The following is a 15,533-nucleotide window of genomic DNA, read 5'->3' as shown; positions in this document are numbered from 1 at the left end:
GGGCGACAACGTCTCGATCACGGTCAAGCTGATTGCGCCGATCGCGATGGAAGAGGGCCTGCGCTTTGCGATCCGCGAGGGCGGCCGCACCGTCGGCGCCGGCGTCGTCGCCAAGATCATCGAGTGAGGCTGCGGTCATGAACAAGCAAAAGATCCGCATCCGCCTCAAGGCGTTCGACTACAAGCTGATCGATGCCTCTGCGGCCGAGATCGTCGATACCGCCAAGCGCACCGGCGCCATCGTCAAGGGCCCCGTGCCCCTGCCGACGCGCATGAAGCGCTTCGACATCCTGCGCTCGCCGCACGTCAACAAGACCAGCCGCGACCAGTTCGAAATCCGCACCCACCAGCGTCTGATGGACATCGTCGATCCGACCGACAAGACGGTGGACGCGCTGATGAAGCTGGATCTGCCGGCCGGCGTGGACGTCGAGATCAAGCTGCAGTAATCCGCAGCGCTTGACGCCGCGAAGCCCGCAAGGTAAACTTGCGGGCTTCGCTCTTTTTGCGGGCGAAGCAAACCTGTAACCTGCCCGTGCCTTCGGAAGATTTTTCTGGGGGCGGGCCATCAGCCCCGGCCAATTGCAGTCGGGAACGGAGAAAACAATGAGTCTGAGCAACTCTCTCGGGTTGTTGGGCCGCAAGGTGGGCATGATGCGTCTGTTCACCGAGGACGGGGACGCAGTGCCCGTCACGGTGGTCGATGTGTCCAACAACCGGGTGGCACAAGTCAAGACCCAGGCCGCCGACGGCTACGACGCCCTGCAGGTGGCGTTCGGCAAGCGGCGCGCCACGCGGGTGACCAAGCCCATGGCCGGTCACTTTGCCAAGGCTGGCGTCGAAGCCGGCGAAATCCTCCAGGAGTTCCGCGTCAGCGCCGAGGTGGCGGCCAAGTACGCCCCGGGCGCGGTCATCCCCGTTGCCGAGCTGTTCCAGCCCGGCCAGAAGGTGGACGTGCAGGGCACGACCATCGGTAAGGGCTACGCCGGCACCATCAAGCGCCACAACTTCGGCTCGCAGCGCGCCTCGCACGGCAACAGCCGTTCGCACAACGTGCCGGGCTCGATCTCCATGGCGCAGGACCCGGGCCGCGTGTTCCCGGGCAAGCGCATGACCGGTCACATGGGCGACGAGACCGTCACCACCCAGAACCTGGACGTGGTGCGTGTCGACGCCGAGCGTCAACTGCTCCTGATCAAGGGGGCCGTTCCGGGTGCCAAGGGCGGCTTCGTGACCGTCCGTCCGGCCGTCAAGGCTGCCAAGTAAGGAGCGAACGGATGCAAGTCGAACTCCTCAACGACCAGGGTCAGGCCGCGTCCACCGTGGACGTGCCCGAGACCGTGTTCGGTCGCGAATTCAACGAAGCGCTGGTGCACCAGCTGGTCGTGGCCTATCAGGCCAACGCCCGCCAGGGCACGCGCGCCCAAAAGGATCGTGGTGCCGTCAAGCACACGACCAAGAAGCCGTTCCGCCAGAAGGGCACCGGCAACGCCCGTGCCGGTATGGCCTCGTCGCCGCTGTGGCGCGGGGGCGGCAAGATCTTCCCGAGCAGCCCCAACGAAAACTTCAGCCAGAAGCTCAACAAGAAGATGTACCGCGCCGGCATGGCCGCCATCTTCTCGCAGCTCGTGCGTGAAGGCCGTCTGTCGGTGGTCGAGGGCCTGAAGGTCGATGCGCCCAAGACCAAGCTGCTGGCGAGCAAGCTCAAGGCCATGAACCTGAACTCGGTGCTGGTGATCGCCGACGAGGTAGACGAGAACCTGTACCTGGCGTCGCGCAACCTGCCCAACGTGCTGGTCGTCGAGCCGCGCTACGCCGACCCCGTGTCGCTGGTGCACTACAAGAAGGTGCTGGTCACCAAGGGTGCGCTCGACCAACTCAAGGAGATGTTCGCATGAGCCAGCCGAAGTTCGACGAAGGTCGCCTGATGCAAGTGCTGGTGGCGCCGATCATCTCGGAGAAGGCCACCCGCGTCGGCGAAAAGGCCAACACCGTCCTGTTCAAGGTGCTGCGCGATGCCAGCAAGCCCGAGATCAAGGCTGCGGTGGAGCTGCTGTTCAACGTGAAGGTGCAGGATGTCAACGTCCTGAACCAAAAGGGCAAGGTCAAGCGCTTCGGCAAGACCATCGGTCGCCGTGACCACGTGCGCAAGGCCTATGTGACCCTGGCCGAAGGTCAGGAGATCCAGTTCGGCGGAGAGGGTGTCTGATCATGGCAGTCATCAAGATGAAGCCGACCTCGCCGGGCCGTCGTGGCATGGTGAAGGTCTCGCGCGATAACCTGTACAAGGGCCCCGGTTACGCCCCGCTGCTGGAGCCGCTGGCCAAGACCGCCGGTCGCAACAACAACGGGCACATCACCGTGCGCCACAAGGGCGGCGGTGCCAAGCACCACTACCGCGTCGTGGACTTCCGTCGCAACAAGGACGGCATCCCGGCCAAGGTGGAGCGCCTGGAGTACGACCCCAATCGCACCGCGCACATCGCGCTGCTGTGCTACGCCGATGGCGAGCGCCGCTACATCATCGCGCCGCGCGGTATCGAAGTCGGGCAGACCGTGGTGAGCGGGGCGGAGTCGCCGATCCGCGTCGGCAACACGCTGCCGATCCGCAACATCCCCGTCGGCTCGACCATCCACTGCATCGAGCTCAAGCCGGGCAAGGGCGCCCAGATGGCGCGCTCGGCCGGTGCCTCCGCCGTGCTGCTGGCGCGCGAGGGCGTCTATGCCCAGGTCCGCCTGCGCTCCGGCGAAGTGCGCAAGGTGCACGTGGACTGCCGCGCCACCATCGGCGAGGCGTCCAACAGCGAGCACAGCCTGCGCCAGCTCGGCAAGGCCGGCGTCAAGCGCCACATGGGCATCCGCCCGACGGTGCGAGGCGTGGCGATGAACCCGATCGATCACCCGCACGGTGGTGGTGAGGGCCGCACCGGTACCGGCAAGCCGCCGGTCGATCCGTGGGGCAACCTGACCAAGGGTTACCGCACCCGCAGCAACCGCCGCACGCAGAACATGATCGTGTCGCGCCGCAAGAAGTAAAGGGTTGAGCCATGTCTCGTTCTCTGAAAAAAGGTCCCTTCGTTGACCATCACCTGATGGCCAAGGTCGAGAAGGCGCAGGCCGCCAAGGACAAGAAGCCGATCAAGACCTGGTCGCGGCGCTCGACGATCCTGCCCGAGTTCATCGGCCTGACCATTGCCGTGCACAACGGCAAGCAGCATGTGCCGGTGTACGTGACCGAGCAGATGGTCGGCCACAAGCTGGGCGAGTTCTCGCTGACGCGCTCGTTCAAGGGCCACCCCGGCGACAAGAAAGCCAAGAAGTAAGGATTGATCATGGAAACCCGCTGTATCGTTCGCGGCGTGCGCCTGTCGGCCGACAAGGGCCGGCTGGTGGCCGACCTGATTCGCGGCAAGAAGGTGGACCAGGCCCTCCAGATCCTGACCTTCACGCCCAAGAAGGCTGCCGGCATCATCAAGAAGGCGCTGCTGTCCGCCATCGCCAACGCCGAGCACAACGACGGTGCCGACATCGACGAGCTGAAGGTCAAGACCATCCACGTCGAGCAGGGCACCACGCTCAAGCGTTTCACGGCGCGTGCCAAGGGCCGGGGCAACCGCATCAGCAAGCCGACCTGCCACATCTACGTGACCGTCGGCAACTGACCAGGAAAGGAAGACCATGGGGCAGAAAATCCATCCTACCGGCTTCCGTCTGTCGGTCAGCCGCAACTGGGCCAGCCGCTGGTACGCCAGCAACCGCGAGTTCGCCGGCATGCTCGCCGACGACATCAAGGTGCGTGAGTACCTGCGCGAAAAGCTCAAGAACGCCGCCGTCTCGCGCGTCGTGATCGAGCGTCCCGCCAAGAACGCGCGCATCACCATCTACTCGGCCCGTCCGGGCGTGGTGATCGGCAAGAAGGGCGAGGACATCGAGCGCCTGAAGAAGGATCTCGCCACGATGCTGGGCGTGCCGGTGGCCGTCAACATCGAAGAGATCCGCAAGCCCGAGGTCGACGCGCAACTGATCGCCGACTCGATCACCCAGCAGCTCGAAAAGCGCATCATGTTCCGCCGCGCGATGAAGCGCGCGATGCAGAACGCCATGCGCCTGGGCGCGCAGGGCGTCAAGATCATGTCGTCGGGCCGTCTGAACGGCATCGAAATCGCGCGCACCGAGTGGTACCGCGAGGGTCGCGTGCCGCTGCACACGCTGCGCGCCGACATCGACTACGGCACCTCGGTGGCCAAGACCACCTACGGCACCATCGGTGTCAAGGTCTGGGTCTACAAGGGCGACAACCTGGGCCGCAACGACGTGCCGTCGCTGGACAGCACGCCGCGTCCCGACGATGAGCGCCGTCCTCGCGGTCCGCGCCGCGAAGGGGCCCGTCCTCCGCGCGGCGGCGCCCGCCGGGGTGGCAGCAATGCGGCGCCGGCCGACGGCAGCGACAAGCCGGCCGAGGCCACCGCACAACCCGCCGTTAAGCGCGTTCGTTCCGACGCACCCGCATCTGCAGCAGCGGACGGCAAAGGAGAATAACCATGTTGCAACCTGCTCGTCGCAAATACCGCAAAGAGCACAAGGGCCGCAACACCGGGGTCGCCACCAGCGGCACCACGGTGGTGTTTGGCGACTTTGGCCTGAAGGCCACCGACCGTGGCCGTCTGACGGCGCGCCAGATCGAGGCCGCTCGCCGTGCCATCAGCCGTCACGTCAAGCGTGGCGGCCGCATCTGGATCCGCGTCTTCCCGGACAAGCCCATCACCAAGAAGCCGGCCGAGGTCCGCATGGGCAACGGCAAGGGAGGTGTGGAGTTCTACGTGGCCGAGATCCAGCCCGGCAAGGTGCTGTACGAGATCGTCGGCGTGCCCGAGCAGCTGGCGCGTGAGGCGTTCCAGCTCGCGGCGGCCAAGTTGCCGCTGCGCACCACGTTCGTGACGCGCATGCTGGGCCAGTGAGGAAGGAGCACACCATGAAATCCGCTGAACTGCGCCAAAAGGACGTCGCCGGTCTGCAGGCCGAGATCAAGTCGCTGCAGAAGGCCCACTTCAACCTGCGCATGCAAAAGGCCACGCAACAGCTGGGCAACACGGCTGCGCTGCGTCAGACCCGCCGGGCCATCGCTCGCGCCAAGACCATCCTGGCCGAGAAGCAGGCCGCCGGCCAGTGAGGAGCACACCATGACGCAAGGCAAACTCAAGCGCACGCTGATCGGCAAGGTCGTCAGTGACAAGCGCGCCAAGACCATCACCGTGCTGGTCGAGCGCCGTGTCAAGCACGAGCTCTACGACAAGATCGTGATCAAGTCGAGCAAGTACCACGCCCACGACGAAAAGGGCGAGTACAAGCTGGGCGACATCGTCGAAATCACCGAGAGCCGTCCGCTGTCCAAGACCAAGAACTGGGTGGCCACGCGCCTGGTGCAAAAGGCCGCTGAGGTCTGATGCGCCGCCGCGGCGGCGGGCTGGGTGGCCGCCGCTCGCTGGCCCCCATGCCAATGACCGGCCTCGTTGCCGGGTCAATCCGGGCGACCGACAATGCGGTCGCCCGTTTTTATTTGCAAGGAGACCCGAGATGATCCAGGTTGGCGACACCCTGCCCGACGTGACCCTGATGGAGTACTGCGAGACGGAGGGCAATGGCTGCAGCATCGGTCCCAACCCCGTGCCGGTGCGCGCCGCCGCGGCCGGCAAGACGATTGCGCTGTTCGCCGTGCCCGGCGCCTTCACGCCGACCTGCTCGGCCAAGCATGTGCCGGGCTATGTCGAACGCTACGACGAGCTGCGTGCCGCCGGGGTGGACGAAATCTGGTGCGTAAGCGTCAACGACGCCTTTGTGATGGGGGCGTGGGCCCGCGACCAGGGCACGGAGGGCAAGGTCCGTATGCTGGCCGACGGCAGCGCCCAATTCGCCCAGGCCACGGGCTTGACGCTGGACCTGACGGCGCGCGGCCTGGGCCTGCGCAGCAACCGCTACTCCATGCTGGTGCAGGATGGGGTGGTCAAGGCGCTCAACATCGAGGGGCCGGGCCAGTTCGAGGTCAGCGACGCCGACACGCTGCTGGCGCAGGTGCGGCAACTGCGCTGACCGTGCCGTGCCCGTGCACGGTCAAAAACTCAGTTTGAGGTAGTGCGCGCCCGGCAGCGGGTTGTGGTAGTAGGGGGGGATTTCCTCGAACCCGATCTCGTGGTACAGGGTGCGCGCGGCCTCCATGTCGCGCAGCGTGTCCAGCAGCACGCAGTCGTAGCCGGCCTGCTGCGCCAGCAGCAGGATCTGCTCGACCAGTTGGCGGCCCAGGCCGAATCCCCGGAACGCCCGCCGCACGAACAGGCGCTTCATCTCGCAGGCGTTGCCGTGGTCGCTGTCCAACAAGGGGCGCAGGGCACAGCAGCCGGCCGCTTCGCCGTCCACCGTGGCCAGCACCAGCGCACCCAGCGGGGGCGCGTAGGCGCCCGGCAAACCCGCAAGCTCATCTGCGAACCCCTGAAAACACAGGTCGATGCCAATGTCGTCCTGGTACTCCAGGAACAGGGTGCGAATGTGCTCCAGCGGCGCCCCGTCGACGACGGTCTGCAGGCGAATATCCGGCGCTGCACCGATGGGGGCGACCAAGGCGGAATCGTCGACCATGCGCCAATGATAGGGGCATCCGCCGCGCCGGGCGAGGGGGCCGTCCTCAGGGGTTGCCCAGATTCACCACGGCCACCGTCGCCGCGACACTGGCCACCGCCACCGCCAGCGCCAGCAGGCGTTGCCGCCAGCCGTCGGCACTGGCCGGGGTGTCGGGCGGCAGCGTTTTGTCGCCGTGCAGCATGGCCGGCAGCAGCGATTTGCCGCGCCGCAGACGGTAGTAAGCGATCGCCGCGATGTGCAGGGCGATCAGCCCCAACACCAGCAGCTTGCCCCAGCCTTTGTGAAAGGCTGTCGCGGCATATGCGGTGTCGGAGGCGACGAAGCGCGCCAGCGGCCCCACGAAGGCGATCTCGTCGTCGCTGATGAGGCCTGTGCCCACCTGCACCGCCAGCATGGCCAACACCGACAGCGCTCCCAGGGGCGAGTGCCCGACCTCGTCGTGCGGACGGCCGCGCCCGCGCAGGTAGTCCAGCACTGCGCCGGGCCCGCACACGAAATGCTGAAAGCGCGACCAGCGACCGCCGACCAGCCCCCACAGCAGGCGAAACCCCAGCAGCGCCAGCACCGCATAGCCCAGTCGTTGGTGCCAGGTCATCCAGTTGCCCCCCAGGTTGCCGGTGATGACCAGGCCCACCACGGCCGCGACCAGCAGCCAGTGAAACAACCGGGTCGGCAAATCCCAGACCCGCACGGGGATGTGGTCGGTATTGGGGTGGGGGGCAGAGGTCATGGGGAAATCCCTAGGCGTGGCAATGTCACAGCAAATGCTTGAACATCAGCATACACTGGAGTTCCTGCTGATCCGTTGGAGGTTTTTTTCATGAAGATTCGCATCCTCGCCGCTGCGGCGGCCGTGCTCCTCAGTGGTGCTGCCCATGCGCAGTTCCAAAAGCCGGAGGACGCCGTCAAATACCGCCAGTCGGCGTTCACTGTGCTGGGCGCGCATTTCAGCCGCATCGGCGCGATGGCGCAAGGGCGCGTGCCCTTCGATGCCAAGGTGGCGCAAGAAAATGCGGCCATCGTTGCGACGATGTCCAAGCTGCCGTGGGCCGGCTTCACGCCCGACACCGAGAAGATCAAGAGCCGCACCAAGCCCGAGGCATGGATGGAGATGGACAAGGTGCGCGCGGGTGCCGACAAGATGGTCAAGGCGATCGCCGACCTGGAAGCCGCCACCCGCACGGGCAGCCTGGATGCGGTGAAAAAGTCGTTTGGCGATGCGGCGGCCACCTGCAAGGCCTGCCACGACGCGTACCGCGAATGATCTGTCTACCGCGGGGTGGCACGCGCCGCCCCGCGGCATCCTGGGGCGGCTGCTCGGCCCTCAACCCTCGGCGAGCAGCTTGTCCAGCAGCTGGGCCAGCGCCGCAAAATCCGGCTCACCGACGTAGCGTTTGACGATGCGCCCTTGCCGGTCCACGATATACGTGGTGGGTGTCAGTTTGACCTCGCCCCAGTGGCGTGCCAGCGTGCCGTCGCTGTCGAGCGCCACCTTGAACGGCAACTGCCGTGTCCGGACAAAGTTGGCCACCCATTCGGGCGGGTCGTAGCTCATCGCCACCGCGACCGTCTCGAAGCCGCGCGCGGCAAAGCGCCGGTGTGTCTCGATGAGCTGCGGCATTTCCTTGACGCAGCTGACGCAGGTGGTGGCCCAGAAGTTGACCAGCAACACTTTGCCGCGCAGATCGGCGCTGGTCAGGGTGCTGCCGTCCAGCAGGCGGAAGGTGGACTCGGGCGCGCGCTCGGCGGGCGCGCAGCCGGCCAGGCCCAGCCCCCCCACCGCAGCGAGCAGGGGCGTAGCCAGCAGCCAGGGACGGATACGGGGGGTCATGCGCAAAAATCCTCGGGACGGCATCAAACGGGATTGGACCACAGTCCGCATGCGCACACCGCGCCCGGGACTGTGGTGTTTGTGAAACCGATGCCCCGAAAAAGTTCGAATTTGCCCCCACCTGGGGCACGACGGGCTTGCCGCCCGGGGGAATGCAGGCACAATCATTCGCTATGACCGCAACCGCTTCCTCCATGCGGCCGCTGCGCGTGCTGGTGGCCGACGACAATCCGCTCAACCTGCGTTTGGCCACGCGCATTCTGCGCGAGATGGGGCACAGCGGGGTGCTGGTCCCGGACGGACGCAAGGCGCTGGAGGCGCTGCGGGCCCAAGCCTTCGACGTGGCGCTGTTCGACGTCACGATGCCCGACATGGGCGGCCTGGAAGCGCTGGCCGAGCTGCGGGCGTGGGAGCGCTCGGGCCGCCGCCGCACGCCGGTCATCATGGTGACCGCCTACGACCTGCCCGAAGACCGCCGCCGCATGCTGGATGCGGGTGCCGATGGTTACGTGGCCAAGCCGCTGGACGCCGAGCGGCTGCGGGACGAGCTGCAGCGCGTGCTGGGCTGAAGGGGTAAGGGGATGGCCGCGCCGCATGCCACGGACGGGCGCCACGGGTCGCCGCTGGCCAGCGCAGGGGCAGGTTGGGCTGCGCTGCTCGTGGCGCTGGCCGTGCTGGCCTTGGGGCTGGGGGTGGCGGCCTGGCTGGAGCAGCGCGCGCACCGCGATTTGCAGGCGCATCTGGAGCGCCAATTGGACAATGCGCAGCGCCAGTTGAGCAGCGCATTCGACCGCTACGAAGGCCTGCTGCTGGGGGTGCGAGGATGGTTGCATGCGCACCCGGGCGCCGATTGGCGCGAGGCGCGCGCCTACGTGGGGCCGTTGGAGCTGCCCGAGCGTTACGCCGCCACCACCGGGCTGGCCTTCGTGCGCCGCGTCCCAGCCGACCGGGTGGCCGACTGGCTGGAGCAGTCGCGCCGTCGCGGTTTGCCGGTGGACGTGCGCTACCGCCCCCTGCGCCCACTGCCGCAGGCCGAGGGCGACCGCTACATCATCGACTGGATCGAGCCGTCTGGCCAGGAGCACTTGATCGGGCTGGAGCTGGGGTCCGACCCCGTGCGCTGGCAGGCGATGCAGCAGGCGGCGTCTACCGGCAACCTGGCCGTGACCGCGCCGCTGCGCTTGGCCAACACCGATCGGAACGAATACGGACTGCTGTTCCTGTTGCCGGTGTACCGGGGCGGCTGGACGCCGGCCGGCGCGGCGCAGCGCGCGGCCGACCTGGTGGGCTTTGTCGCCATGGGCGTGCCGGCGGCAGAGCTGGCGCGCGAGGCGGGCCTGAGCGGTCCGCTCTACGACTGGCACTGGGTCGATGCGGCCGCTTCGCGTACCGCGGCGCAGACCCCGCCGGGGCAGACCATCCCGTCCGATACCGGCCCGGGCGATAAAGGGGTCCTGCTGATCGACAACGACCAGCATGGCGGGGGTGCCTTGCTGGCCGCAGGGCGGGATTGGCGCGGCAGCGCCTGGGCGGGCGCTCACCGCCAGGTCGAACTGGGCCAGCGCCGCTACGACCTGTTCGTGCGCAGCACGCCGGCGCTGCAGCGCCAGTGGGAGCCGGTGGCCGCCCTGATCATCGCCGTGGGGTCGCTGCCGGTCGCGCTGCTGGCGGGCTGGGCCACGACGGCGGTATTCCGGCTGCGCCGCGCCGAGCGCGAGCGGCTGCGGGCGCTGGAGTCGGACGTCGATCGCCTGTCGCTGGTGGCGCGTCACATGCACAACGCCATCATCTTCACCGACCGCGCGGGGCGCATCACCTGGGTCAACGCGGCCTGCGAGCAGCTGACCGGTTACACGCGCGACGAGCTGATCGGCCAGATCCCCGGGCGGCTGCTGCAGACGCCGGCCACCGACCCGCAGGCGGTGGCCGTGCTGCGCGAGGCGGTGCGCCGCGGCCAGGGCTGCCAGGTCGACATCCTCAACCGCAGCAAGGACGGGCGCGATTACTGGGTGTCGATCGAACTCGTGCCGCTGCACGACGAGGCCGGGGCGTGCACCGGCTTCATGGCGGTGGAGATCGACATCACCGAGCGCGTGCGCACGCAGGAGCGGCTGCAGATCGCCCTGGCCGAGGCCGAGACGCTGATGAACACCGTGCGCCAGCACACCATCGTCAGCCAGGCCGCACCCGACGGCACCATCGTCGATGCCAACGAGGCTTTCTGCGCCATCAGCGGCTACACGCGCGACGAGCTGATCGGTGCGCCGCACAACATCATCAACTCCGGCCACCACGATGCGGCGTTCTGGGCCGACTTTTGGGGCACCATCGGCAGCGGGCGCGCGTGGCGCGGCGAGATCTGCAACCGCGCCAAAGACGGCCGGCTGTACTGGGTCGACAGCATCGTGGCGCCGCTGTTCGACGCGCAGGGCCGCATCGAGCGCTTCCTGTCGATCCGCTTCGACATCACCCCGCGCAAGCAGGCCGAAGCCGCCCTGCGCACGCAGCAGCAGCGCCTCGACAACATCCTGCGCGCCACCGGCGCCGGCACCTGGGTGCTGGATCCCGCCACCGGCGAGGTCGAGGTGGACGAGCGCTGGCTGCGCATGCTGGGCCGCCCCGAGCCGGCGCCGTTGCGCATCGGCATGGCGACCTGGGCCGAGCATGTGCACCCGGAGGATTTGCCCGGCGTGATGCTCGGGCTGCACGCGCACGTCGAGGGCCTGAGCGACGCCTTCGAATACACGCTGCGCATGCGCCACCTGGATGGGCGCTGGCTGTGGGTGCGCACGCGCGGTCAGGCCTTCGAGCGCGACGCCGAGGGGCGCGCCACGCGCATTTATTGCACCAACCTGGACATCACCGACGTCAAAGCCGCCGAGGAAAACGCCGCGCGCGCCGAGCAACTGCTGCGCAGCGCCATCGAGACCATTGGCGAGGGCTTTGCGCTGTTCGACCCGCAGGACCGGCTGGTGTTTTGCAACGAGCGCTACCGCGAGCTCTACTCGATCGCCGCGCCGCTGATGGAGCCCGGGCGCACCTTCGAGGAGATCATCCGCTACGGTGCCGAGCGCGGCGAGTACGCCGAGGCCGTCGGTCGCGTCGACGCCTGGGTGGCCGAGCGCATGGCGCGCCACCGCGCCGCCAACGAGGACTTCATCCAGCACCTGGGCAACGGTCGCGTGCTGCGCGTCATCGAGCGGCGCACGCCCGATGGCTACGTGGTGGGTTTTCGCATCGACATCACCGAGCTGGAGCGCGCGCGCGCCGAGGCCGAAGCCAACCGCGAGCTGCTGGTCAGCGCGCTGGAGGCGGTGGGCGCGGCGGTGTCGGTGTTCGACGCGCAGGAGCGGCTGGTCTGGGCCAACGACCGCTTCTACCAGCTGCACCAGCAGCTGGCCGACGTGCTCAAGCCCGGCGTGACGTTCGAAACCTTCATCCGCACGGGCGTGCAGCGGCGCAGCATCGACCTGCGCGGCGAGGACCCCGAGGCGTGGCTCGAAAAGCGGCTGGCGGATTTCCGCGCGGGCACCACCGACCGCATCGTGCACCGCCCCGACGGGCAGGCGCTGCGCATCGTCGAGCGGTTGACGTCCGGCGGGTTGCACGTCGGCCTGCGCTACGACGTCACCGAGATCGAAAACGCCCGCCGCGCCGCCGAGGAGGCCAGCCACGCCAAGAGCCAGTTCGTGGCCAACATGAGCCACGAGATCCGCACGCCGATGAACGCGGTGCTGGGCATGCTGCAGCTGTTGCTGGGCACGGCGCTGGATGCGCGCCAGCGCGACTACGCGGAAAAAGCCGAGTCGGCGGCCAAGTCGCTGCTGGGCATCATCAACGACATCCTGGACTTTTCCAAGATCGAGGCAGGCAAGCTCGAACTGGACCCCGAGCCGTTCGTCGTGGACCGGCTCTGGCGGGATCTGGCCACCATCATGGCCGCCAGCCTCAAGGGCAAGCGGCTGGAGCTGCTGTTCGACCTGGATGCGGCGATCCCGCGCGTGCTGGTGGGCGATGCGATGCGGCTGCAGCAGGTGCTCATCAACCTGGCAGGCAACGCCATCAAGTTCACCGCCGCCGGCAGCGTCACGCTGCAGGCGCGGCTGCTGGCGCGCCACGTCGAACCGGACGGAGCCGAGCGCGTGCGGCTGCGGCTGGCGGTCATCGACACCGGCATCGGCATTGCCCCCGAGGCGCAGGCGCGGCTGTTTTCGGCCTTCACGCAGGCGGAAAGCTCCACCACGCGGCGCTTCGGCGGCACGGGGCTGGGGCTGGCCATCAGCCAGCGGCTGGTGCAGATGATGGGTGGCGCCATCACCGTGGACAGCACCCCGGGGCAGGGCAGCACGTTTGCGTTCGAGATCGAGCTGCCCGTGGCGCGCGACGTGCCCGCGGCGCTGTCCGCCGAAGCCATTCCGCGGGAACTGGCGGCGCTGCGCTGCCTGGTGGTGGACGACCATCCGCTGGCGCGCGAGCTGCTGTGCCAGGCATTGCAGCAACTGGGCTGGAGCTGTGCCGCCGTGGCCGATGCGGAGGCGGCGCTGCAGCGGGTGCGCTCGGCCGCGCAGCCGTTCGATGCCGTCTTCGTCGACTGGTCGCTGCCGGGCATGGACGGCTTGGCGCTGGCGTTGGCGCTGCGCCAGGACGTGCCGCCCGAGCGGCGCGCCGCCATCGTCATGGTCACCGCCAGCGGCCGCGAGGTGCTGGCGCAGGTGCCTGCCGAGCGCCAGGCGGCGCTGGATGGCTTTCTGGTCAAGCCGGTCAGCGCGTCGATGCTGCTGGAGGCGGTGCGCACGGCGCGCGCCGCCGCGTACGGGCAGACCCCGGTGGCTGCCCCGGCGCCCAGCGCGAGCCGCCTGAGCGGCATGCGCATCCTGGTGGTGGAGGACAATCCCATCAACCAGCAGGTGGCGCGCGACCTGCTCAAGCGCGAAGGCGCCGAAGTGACGCTGGCCGAGCACGGCCAGCAGGCGCTGGACCTGCTGCGCCAACGCCCCGACGGTTGGGACGTGGTGTTGATGGACATGCAGATGCCGGTGATGGATGGGCTGCAGGCCACGCAGGCCATCCGCCACCAGCTGGGTCTGCAGTCGTTGCCGATCGTGGCGATGACCGCCAACGCCATGGCCAGCGACCGCGAGGCGTGTCTGGCCGCGGGCATGAACGACCACGTCGGCAAGCCGTTTGCGATCGACCAGTTGGTGCGCGTGCTGCTGCATTGGGCGCCGAACGCGGTGCGCCCCGAGACAGCGGCGGCCGAGGCTGCTGCCGAGCCGCCGTCAGCGCGGCCGCCTTCCGTGCAGGCGGCGTTGACGGCGCCGTGGCCCGAGGCCGAGCGCGTGGACGTGCCGGCGGCGCTGGCGCGCCTGGGCGACGACCCGGCGCTGTATGCGCGCATCGTGCGCGGCTTCGTGCAGGGGCTGGTGCACACGCAGGCGCAGCTGCAGGCGCAGCTGGACGCCGGCGCCGATGAGCGGCTGGCTGCGCTGTTGCACACGCTCAAGGGCACCGCCGGCACGGTGGGCGCGGTGCGGCTGGCCGAGCGCGCCGCCGAGGCCGAGCGCACCGTCAAGGCGCAATTGGGCGATCCCGCCGCGGCGCGGGCGCCGCTGCCGCCGTGGTGGCCGGCGCTGGCCGAGGAACTGGAGTGCAGCGAACAGGCCCTGTGCCGCGTGCTGGCCGAGCTGCAGGCACGCGGTCTGGTGGAGGTCCCGCCCGAAGAGGCCGGCCCGCAGGCGGCGGCCGACGCCGACCCGGCGCGCTGGCGCGAGACGCTGCAGCGCCTGCAGGACCTGCTGGCCGCCAGCGACATGGAGGCGCTGGAGGTGCACGACGCGCTGCTGGCCGAGCCGGCCGTGGCGCAGGACGAGCGCTGGGCCGCGCTGCACCGCGCGATGGAGGCGATGGACTTCGAGGCGGCGCAGGCGGCGGGGCAGGCCCTGCTGCGGGCCGCGCAGGCGGGGGGGGCCGATGCTGCCGCTTGATGCCGCCGCCCCGGCGTGGCAGGCGCGCAAGCCGCGCCTGCTGCTGGTGGACGACCAGCCGGTGCACCTGCAGGTGCTGTACCGCACGCTGTCGGCCGAGCACCAGCTGTTCATGGCCACCGGCGGCGAGCAGGCGCTCAGGGTCGCCCACGAGCAGTTGCCGGACCTGATCCTGCTGGACGTGGTGATGCCGGGGCTCGACGGCTTTGCGGTGCTGCGCGCGCTGCGCGCCGAGCGCGACACCGCCGACATCCCGGTGATCTTCGTCACCGCGCACGGCGGCGAGGACATCGAGACGCGCTGCCTGGAAGCCGGCGCGGTCGACTTCATCCCCAAGCCGGTCAACCCCAGCGTCGTGCGCGCGCGCGTGCGCACGCACCTGACGCTGAAGTTCCAGTCCGACCTGCTGCGCGCGCTGGCCTTCGTCGACGGCCTGACCGGCGTGGCCAACCGGCGCCAGTTCGACGAGCGGCTGGCCATCGAGTGGTCGCGCGCGCAGCGCCACGGCAGCGCGCTGAGCCTGATCCTGGTGGACGTCGACCACTTCAAGGCCTACAACGACCACTACGGCCACCCGGCCGGCGACGACGCGCTGCGGCGCGTGGCCGGCTGCCTGCGCGAGCACGTGCGCCGCAGCACCGACCTGGTGGCGCGTTACGGCGGCGAGGAGTTCGCCTGTCTGCTGCCCGACACCGGACTGGACGATGCGCAGCGGTTGGCCGTGCAACTGCTGGAGGCCGTGCGCGCCATGGCCATCCCGCACCGCCACGGCACCCCCGGTGGGGTGCTGACGGCCAGCTTTGGGGTGGCGACGCGCGCCGGGCCGGCGCAGCCGGGCTGGCAGCCGGCGCTGCTGCTCGGGCTGGCCGACGCGCAGCTGTACGAGGCCAAGCATCAAGGGCGCGCACGGGTGTGCGCCGCGGCTCTGGATGGCTACGGGCGCGACAGCGGTTGACCTGGTGCGCGGCAAGCCTCGGCCTTCAGGCCGGGGAAGGATAGCGCGGACGCCGTAGGCGTCCCATAGGCCAAGCGTATCATTTCGCCCATGCAACGTCTGCAAGCCTTCAGATACGAACTGATGCCGA

20 protein-coding genes are annotated in these 15,533 nt (G+C 68.8%); 17 read left to right on the top strand and 3 right to left on the bottom strand.

What is annotated here, in order from left to right:
- From Tfont_RS13240 to Tfont_RS13180, 13 genes are all read left to right on the top strand, one after another.
- Positions 1-127, top strand: a 127-nt coding sequence (locus Tfont_RS13240; RefSeq protein ID WP_076887029.1) for an EF-Tu C-terminal domain-related protein, incomplete at its 5' end; no start/stop codon positions are given.
- A 10-nt stretch (positions 128-137) separates the two neighbouring features.
- Positions 138-449, top strand: a complete 312-nt coding sequence (gene rpsJ, locus Tfont_RS13235; RefSeq protein WP_058615886.1) for a 30S ribosomal protein S10 — start codon at positions 138-140, stop codon at positions 447-449.
- A gap of 157 nt (positions 450-606) precedes the next feature.
- The gene (gene rplC / locus Tfont_RS13230; RefSeq protein WP_068606878.1) at positions 607-1,266 is read left to right on the top strand and encodes a 50S ribosomal protein L3; all 660 of its coding nucleotides are present in this window, start codon (positions 607-609) and stop codon (positions 1,264-1,266) included.
- Between the two features lie 11 nt (positions 1,267-1,277).
- Entirely contained in the window at positions 1,278-1,898 is a 621-nt protein-coding gene (gene rplD, locus Tfont_RS13225; protein ID WP_068606876.1) for a 50S ribosomal protein L4, read from the top strand.
- A complete protein-coding gene (gene rplW / locus Tfont_RS13220; protein WP_068606874.1) occupies positions 1,895-2,209 on the top strand; it encodes a 50S ribosomal protein L23 in 315 nt (104 codons plus the stop codon). The genes rplD and rplW overlap by 4 nt, the downstream gene beginning before the upstream one ends.
- Positions 2,210-2,211: 2 nt before the next feature.
- On the top strand, positions 2,212-3,036 hold the full coding sequence (gene rplB / locus Tfont_RS13215) for a 50S ribosomal protein L2 (protein WP_068606872.1): 825 nt from the start codon (positions 2,212-2,214) through the stop codon (positions 3,034-3,036).
- Between the two features lie 11 nt (positions 3,037-3,047).
- Entirely contained in the window at positions 3,048-3,323 is a 276-nt protein-coding gene (rpsS, locus tag Tfont_RS13210) for a 30S ribosomal protein S19 (protein WP_068606870.1), read from the top strand.
- Between the two features lie 6 nt (positions 3,324-3,329).
- Positions 3,330-3,662 (top strand): 50S ribosomal protein L22, encoded by a 333-nt coding sequence (gene rplV, locus Tfont_RS13205; protein WP_185974540.1) that lies wholly within the window; start codon positions 3,330-3,332, stop codon positions 3,660-3,662.
- Between the two features lie 16 nt (positions 3,663-3,678).
- Complete coding sequence (gene rpsC, locus Tfont_RS13200) at positions 3,679-4,539, top strand: 30S ribosomal protein S3 (protein WP_068606868.1); 861 nt, start codon at positions 3,679-3,681, stop codon at positions 4,537-4,539.
- A gap of 2 nt (positions 4,540-4,541) precedes the next feature.
- Positions 4,542-4,958: a 50S ribosomal protein L16 gene (gene rplP / locus Tfont_RS13195; RefSeq protein WP_068606866.1), complete on the top strand. Its 417-nt coding sequence runs from the start codon at positions 4,542-4,544 to the stop codon at positions 4,956-4,958.
- 14 nt (positions 4,959-4,972) lie between these two features.
- A complete protein-coding gene (gene rpmC, locus Tfont_RS13190) occupies positions 4,973-5,170 on the top strand; it encodes a 50S ribosomal protein L29 (RefSeq protein WP_068606864.1) in 198 nt (65 codons plus the stop codon).
- Positions 5,171-5,180: 10 nt separating this feature from the next.
- Positions 5,181-5,444, top strand: a complete 264-nt coding sequence (gene rpsQ, locus Tfont_RS13185; RefSeq protein ID WP_068606862.1) for a 30S ribosomal protein S17 — start codon at positions 5,181-5,183, stop codon at positions 5,442-5,444.
- 130 nt (positions 5,445-5,574) lie between these two features.
- On the top strand, positions 5,575-6,087 hold the full coding sequence (locus tag Tfont_RS13180; protein WP_143969780.1) for a peroxiredoxin: 513 nt from the start codon (positions 5,575-5,577) through the stop codon (positions 6,085-6,087).
- 21 nt (positions 6,088-6,108) lie between these two features.
- Here the strand turns inward: Tfont_RS13180 and Tfont_RS13175 are convergent, their stop codons facing one another.
- Together Tfont_RS13175 and Tfont_RS13170 are read right to left on the bottom strand one after the other, a co-directional pair.
- Positions 6,109-6,630, bottom strand: a complete 522-nt coding sequence (locus Tfont_RS13175; RefSeq protein WP_143969779.1) for a GNAT family N-acetyltransferase — start codon at positions 6,628-6,630, stop codon at positions 6,109-6,111.
- Positions 6,631-6,676: 46 nt separating this feature from the next.
- On the bottom strand, positions 6,677-7,363 hold the full coding sequence (locus tag Tfont_RS13170) for a cytochrome b/b6 domain-containing protein (protein ID WP_143969778.1): 687 nt from the start codon (positions 7,361-7,363) through the stop codon (positions 6,677-6,679).
- A gap of 90 nt (positions 7,364-7,453) precedes the next feature.
- Between Tfont_RS13170 and Tfont_RS13165 the strand changes: the two genes are divergently transcribed.
- On the top strand, positions 7,454-7,897 hold the full coding sequence (locus Tfont_RS13165) for a c-type cytochrome (RefSeq protein ID WP_143969777.1): 444 nt from the start codon (positions 7,454-7,456) through the stop codon (positions 7,895-7,897).
- 60 nt (positions 7,898-7,957) lie between these two features.
- On the opposite strand, the gene Tfont_RS13160 is transcribed toward Tfont_RS13165, so the two are convergent.
- A complete protein-coding gene (locus Tfont_RS13160; RefSeq protein WP_068606853.1) occupies positions 7,958-8,464 on the bottom strand; it encodes a TlpA family protein disulfide reductase in 507 nt (168 codons plus the stop codon).
- A 173-nt stretch (positions 8,465-8,637) separates the two neighbouring features.
- Here Tfont_RS13160 and Tfont_RS13155 point away from each other — a divergent pair, with 173 nt between their 5' ends.
- The 3 genes from Tfont_RS13155 to Tfont_RS13145 are packed head-to-tail and all read left to right on the top strand — an operon-like array spanning position 8,638 to position 15,403.
- Positions 8,638-9,033 carry a response regulator gene (locus tag Tfont_RS13155; RefSeq protein WP_185974539.1) on the top strand — a complete coding sequence of 132 codons (396 nt, stop codon included), beginning with the start codon at positions 8,638-8,640 and terminating at the stop codon, positions 9,031-9,033.
- Between the two features lie 12 nt (positions 9,034-9,045).
- On the top strand, positions 9,046-14,448 hold the full coding sequence (locus Tfont_RS13150; RefSeq protein ID WP_143969775.1) for a PAS domain S-box protein: 5,403 nt from the start codon (positions 9,046-9,048) through the stop codon (positions 14,446-14,448).
- A complete protein-coding gene (locus Tfont_RS13145) occupies positions 14,435-15,403 on the top strand; it encodes a diguanylate cyclase domain-containing protein (RefSeq protein ID WP_143969774.1) in 969 nt (322 codons plus the stop codon). Before Tfont_RS13150 ends, Tfont_RS13145 begins: the two co-directional genes overlap by 14 nt.
- Positions 15,404-15,533 lie beyond the last annotated feature (130 nt).

The organism is Tepidimonas fonticaldi, assembly GCF_007556755.1.
GTDB lineage: Bacteria > Pseudomonadota > Gammaproteobacteria > Burkholderiales > Burkholderiaceae_C > Tepidimonas > Tepidimonas fonticaldi.
Note: the sequence above shows the minus strand (reverse complement) of the source record. Positions and strands in the feature narration are given on the sequence as shown.

Excerpts from the sequence above, each read along its gene's own strand:
- rplP (WP_068606866.1), top strand. The coding sequence starts at position 4,542 with ATGTTGCAACCTGCTCGTCGCAAATACCGCAAAGAGCACAAGGGCCGC.
- rplC (WP_068606878.1), top strand. The coding sequence starts at position 607 with ATGAGTCTGAGCAACTCTCTCGGGTTGTTGGGCCGCAAGGTGGGCATG.
- rplB (WP_068606872.1), top strand. The coding sequence starts at position 2,212 with ATGGCAGTCATCAAGATGAAGCCGACCTCGCCGGGCCGTCGTGGCATG.
- rpmC (WP_068606864.1), top strand. The coding sequence starts at position 4,973 with ATGAAATCCGCTGAACTGCGCCAAAAGGACGTCGCCGGTCTGCAGGCC.
- rpsQ (WP_068606862.1), top strand. The coding sequence starts at position 5,181 with ATGACGCAAGGCAAACTCAAGCGCACGCTGATCGGCAAGGTCGTCAGT.
- Tfont_RS13145 (WP_143969774.1), top strand. The coding sequence starts at position 14,435 with ATGCTGCCGCTTGATGCCGCCGCCCCGGCGTGGCAGGCGCGCAAGCCG.
- Tfont_RS13155 (WP_185974539.1), top strand. The coding sequence starts at position 8,638 with ATGACCGCAACCGCTTCCTCCATGCGGCCGCTGCGCGTGCTGGTGGCC.
- Tfont_RS13150 (WP_143969775.1), top strand. The coding sequence starts at position 9,046 with ATGGCCGCGCCGCATGCCACGGACGGGCGCCACGGGTCGCCGCTGGCC.
- rplW (WP_068606874.1), top strand. The coding sequence starts at position 1,895 with ATGAGCCAGCCGAAGTTCGACGAAGGTCGCCTGATGCAAGTGCTGGTG.
- Tfont_RS13180 (WP_143969780.1), top strand. The coding sequence starts at position 5,575 with ATGATCCAGGTTGGCGACACCCTGCCCGACGTGACCCTGATGGAGTAC.
- rpsJ (WP_058615886.1), top strand. The coding sequence starts at position 138 with ATGAACAAGCAAAAGATCCGCATCCGCCTCAAGGCGTTCGACTACAAG.
- Tfont_RS13175 (WP_143969779.1), bottom strand. The coding sequence starts at position 6,630 with ATGGTCGACGATTCCGCCTTGGTCGCCCCCATCGGTGCAGCGCCGGAT.
- rplD (WP_068606876.1), top strand. The coding sequence starts at position 1,278 with ATGCAAGTCGAACTCCTCAACGACCAGGGTCAGGCCGCGTCCACCGTG.
- rpsS (WP_068606870.1), top strand. The coding sequence starts at position 3,048 with ATGTCTCGTTCTCTGAAAAAAGGTCCCTTCGTTGACCATCACCTGATG.
- Tfont_RS13165 (WP_143969777.1), top strand. The coding sequence starts at position 7,454 with ATGAAGATTCGCATCCTCGCCGCTGCGGCGGCCGTGCTCCTCAGTGGT.
- Tfont_RS13160 (WP_068606853.1), bottom strand. The coding sequence starts at position 8,464 with ATGACCCCCCGTATCCGTCCCTGGCTGCTGGCTACGCCCCTGCTCGCT.
- rpsC (WP_068606868.1), top strand. The coding sequence starts at position 3,679 with ATGGGGCAGAAAATCCATCCTACCGGCTTCCGTCTGTCGGTCAGCCGC.
- Tfont_RS13170 (WP_143969778.1), bottom strand. The coding sequence starts at position 7,363 with ATGACCTCTGCCCCCCACCCCAATACCGACCACATCCCCGTGCGGGTC.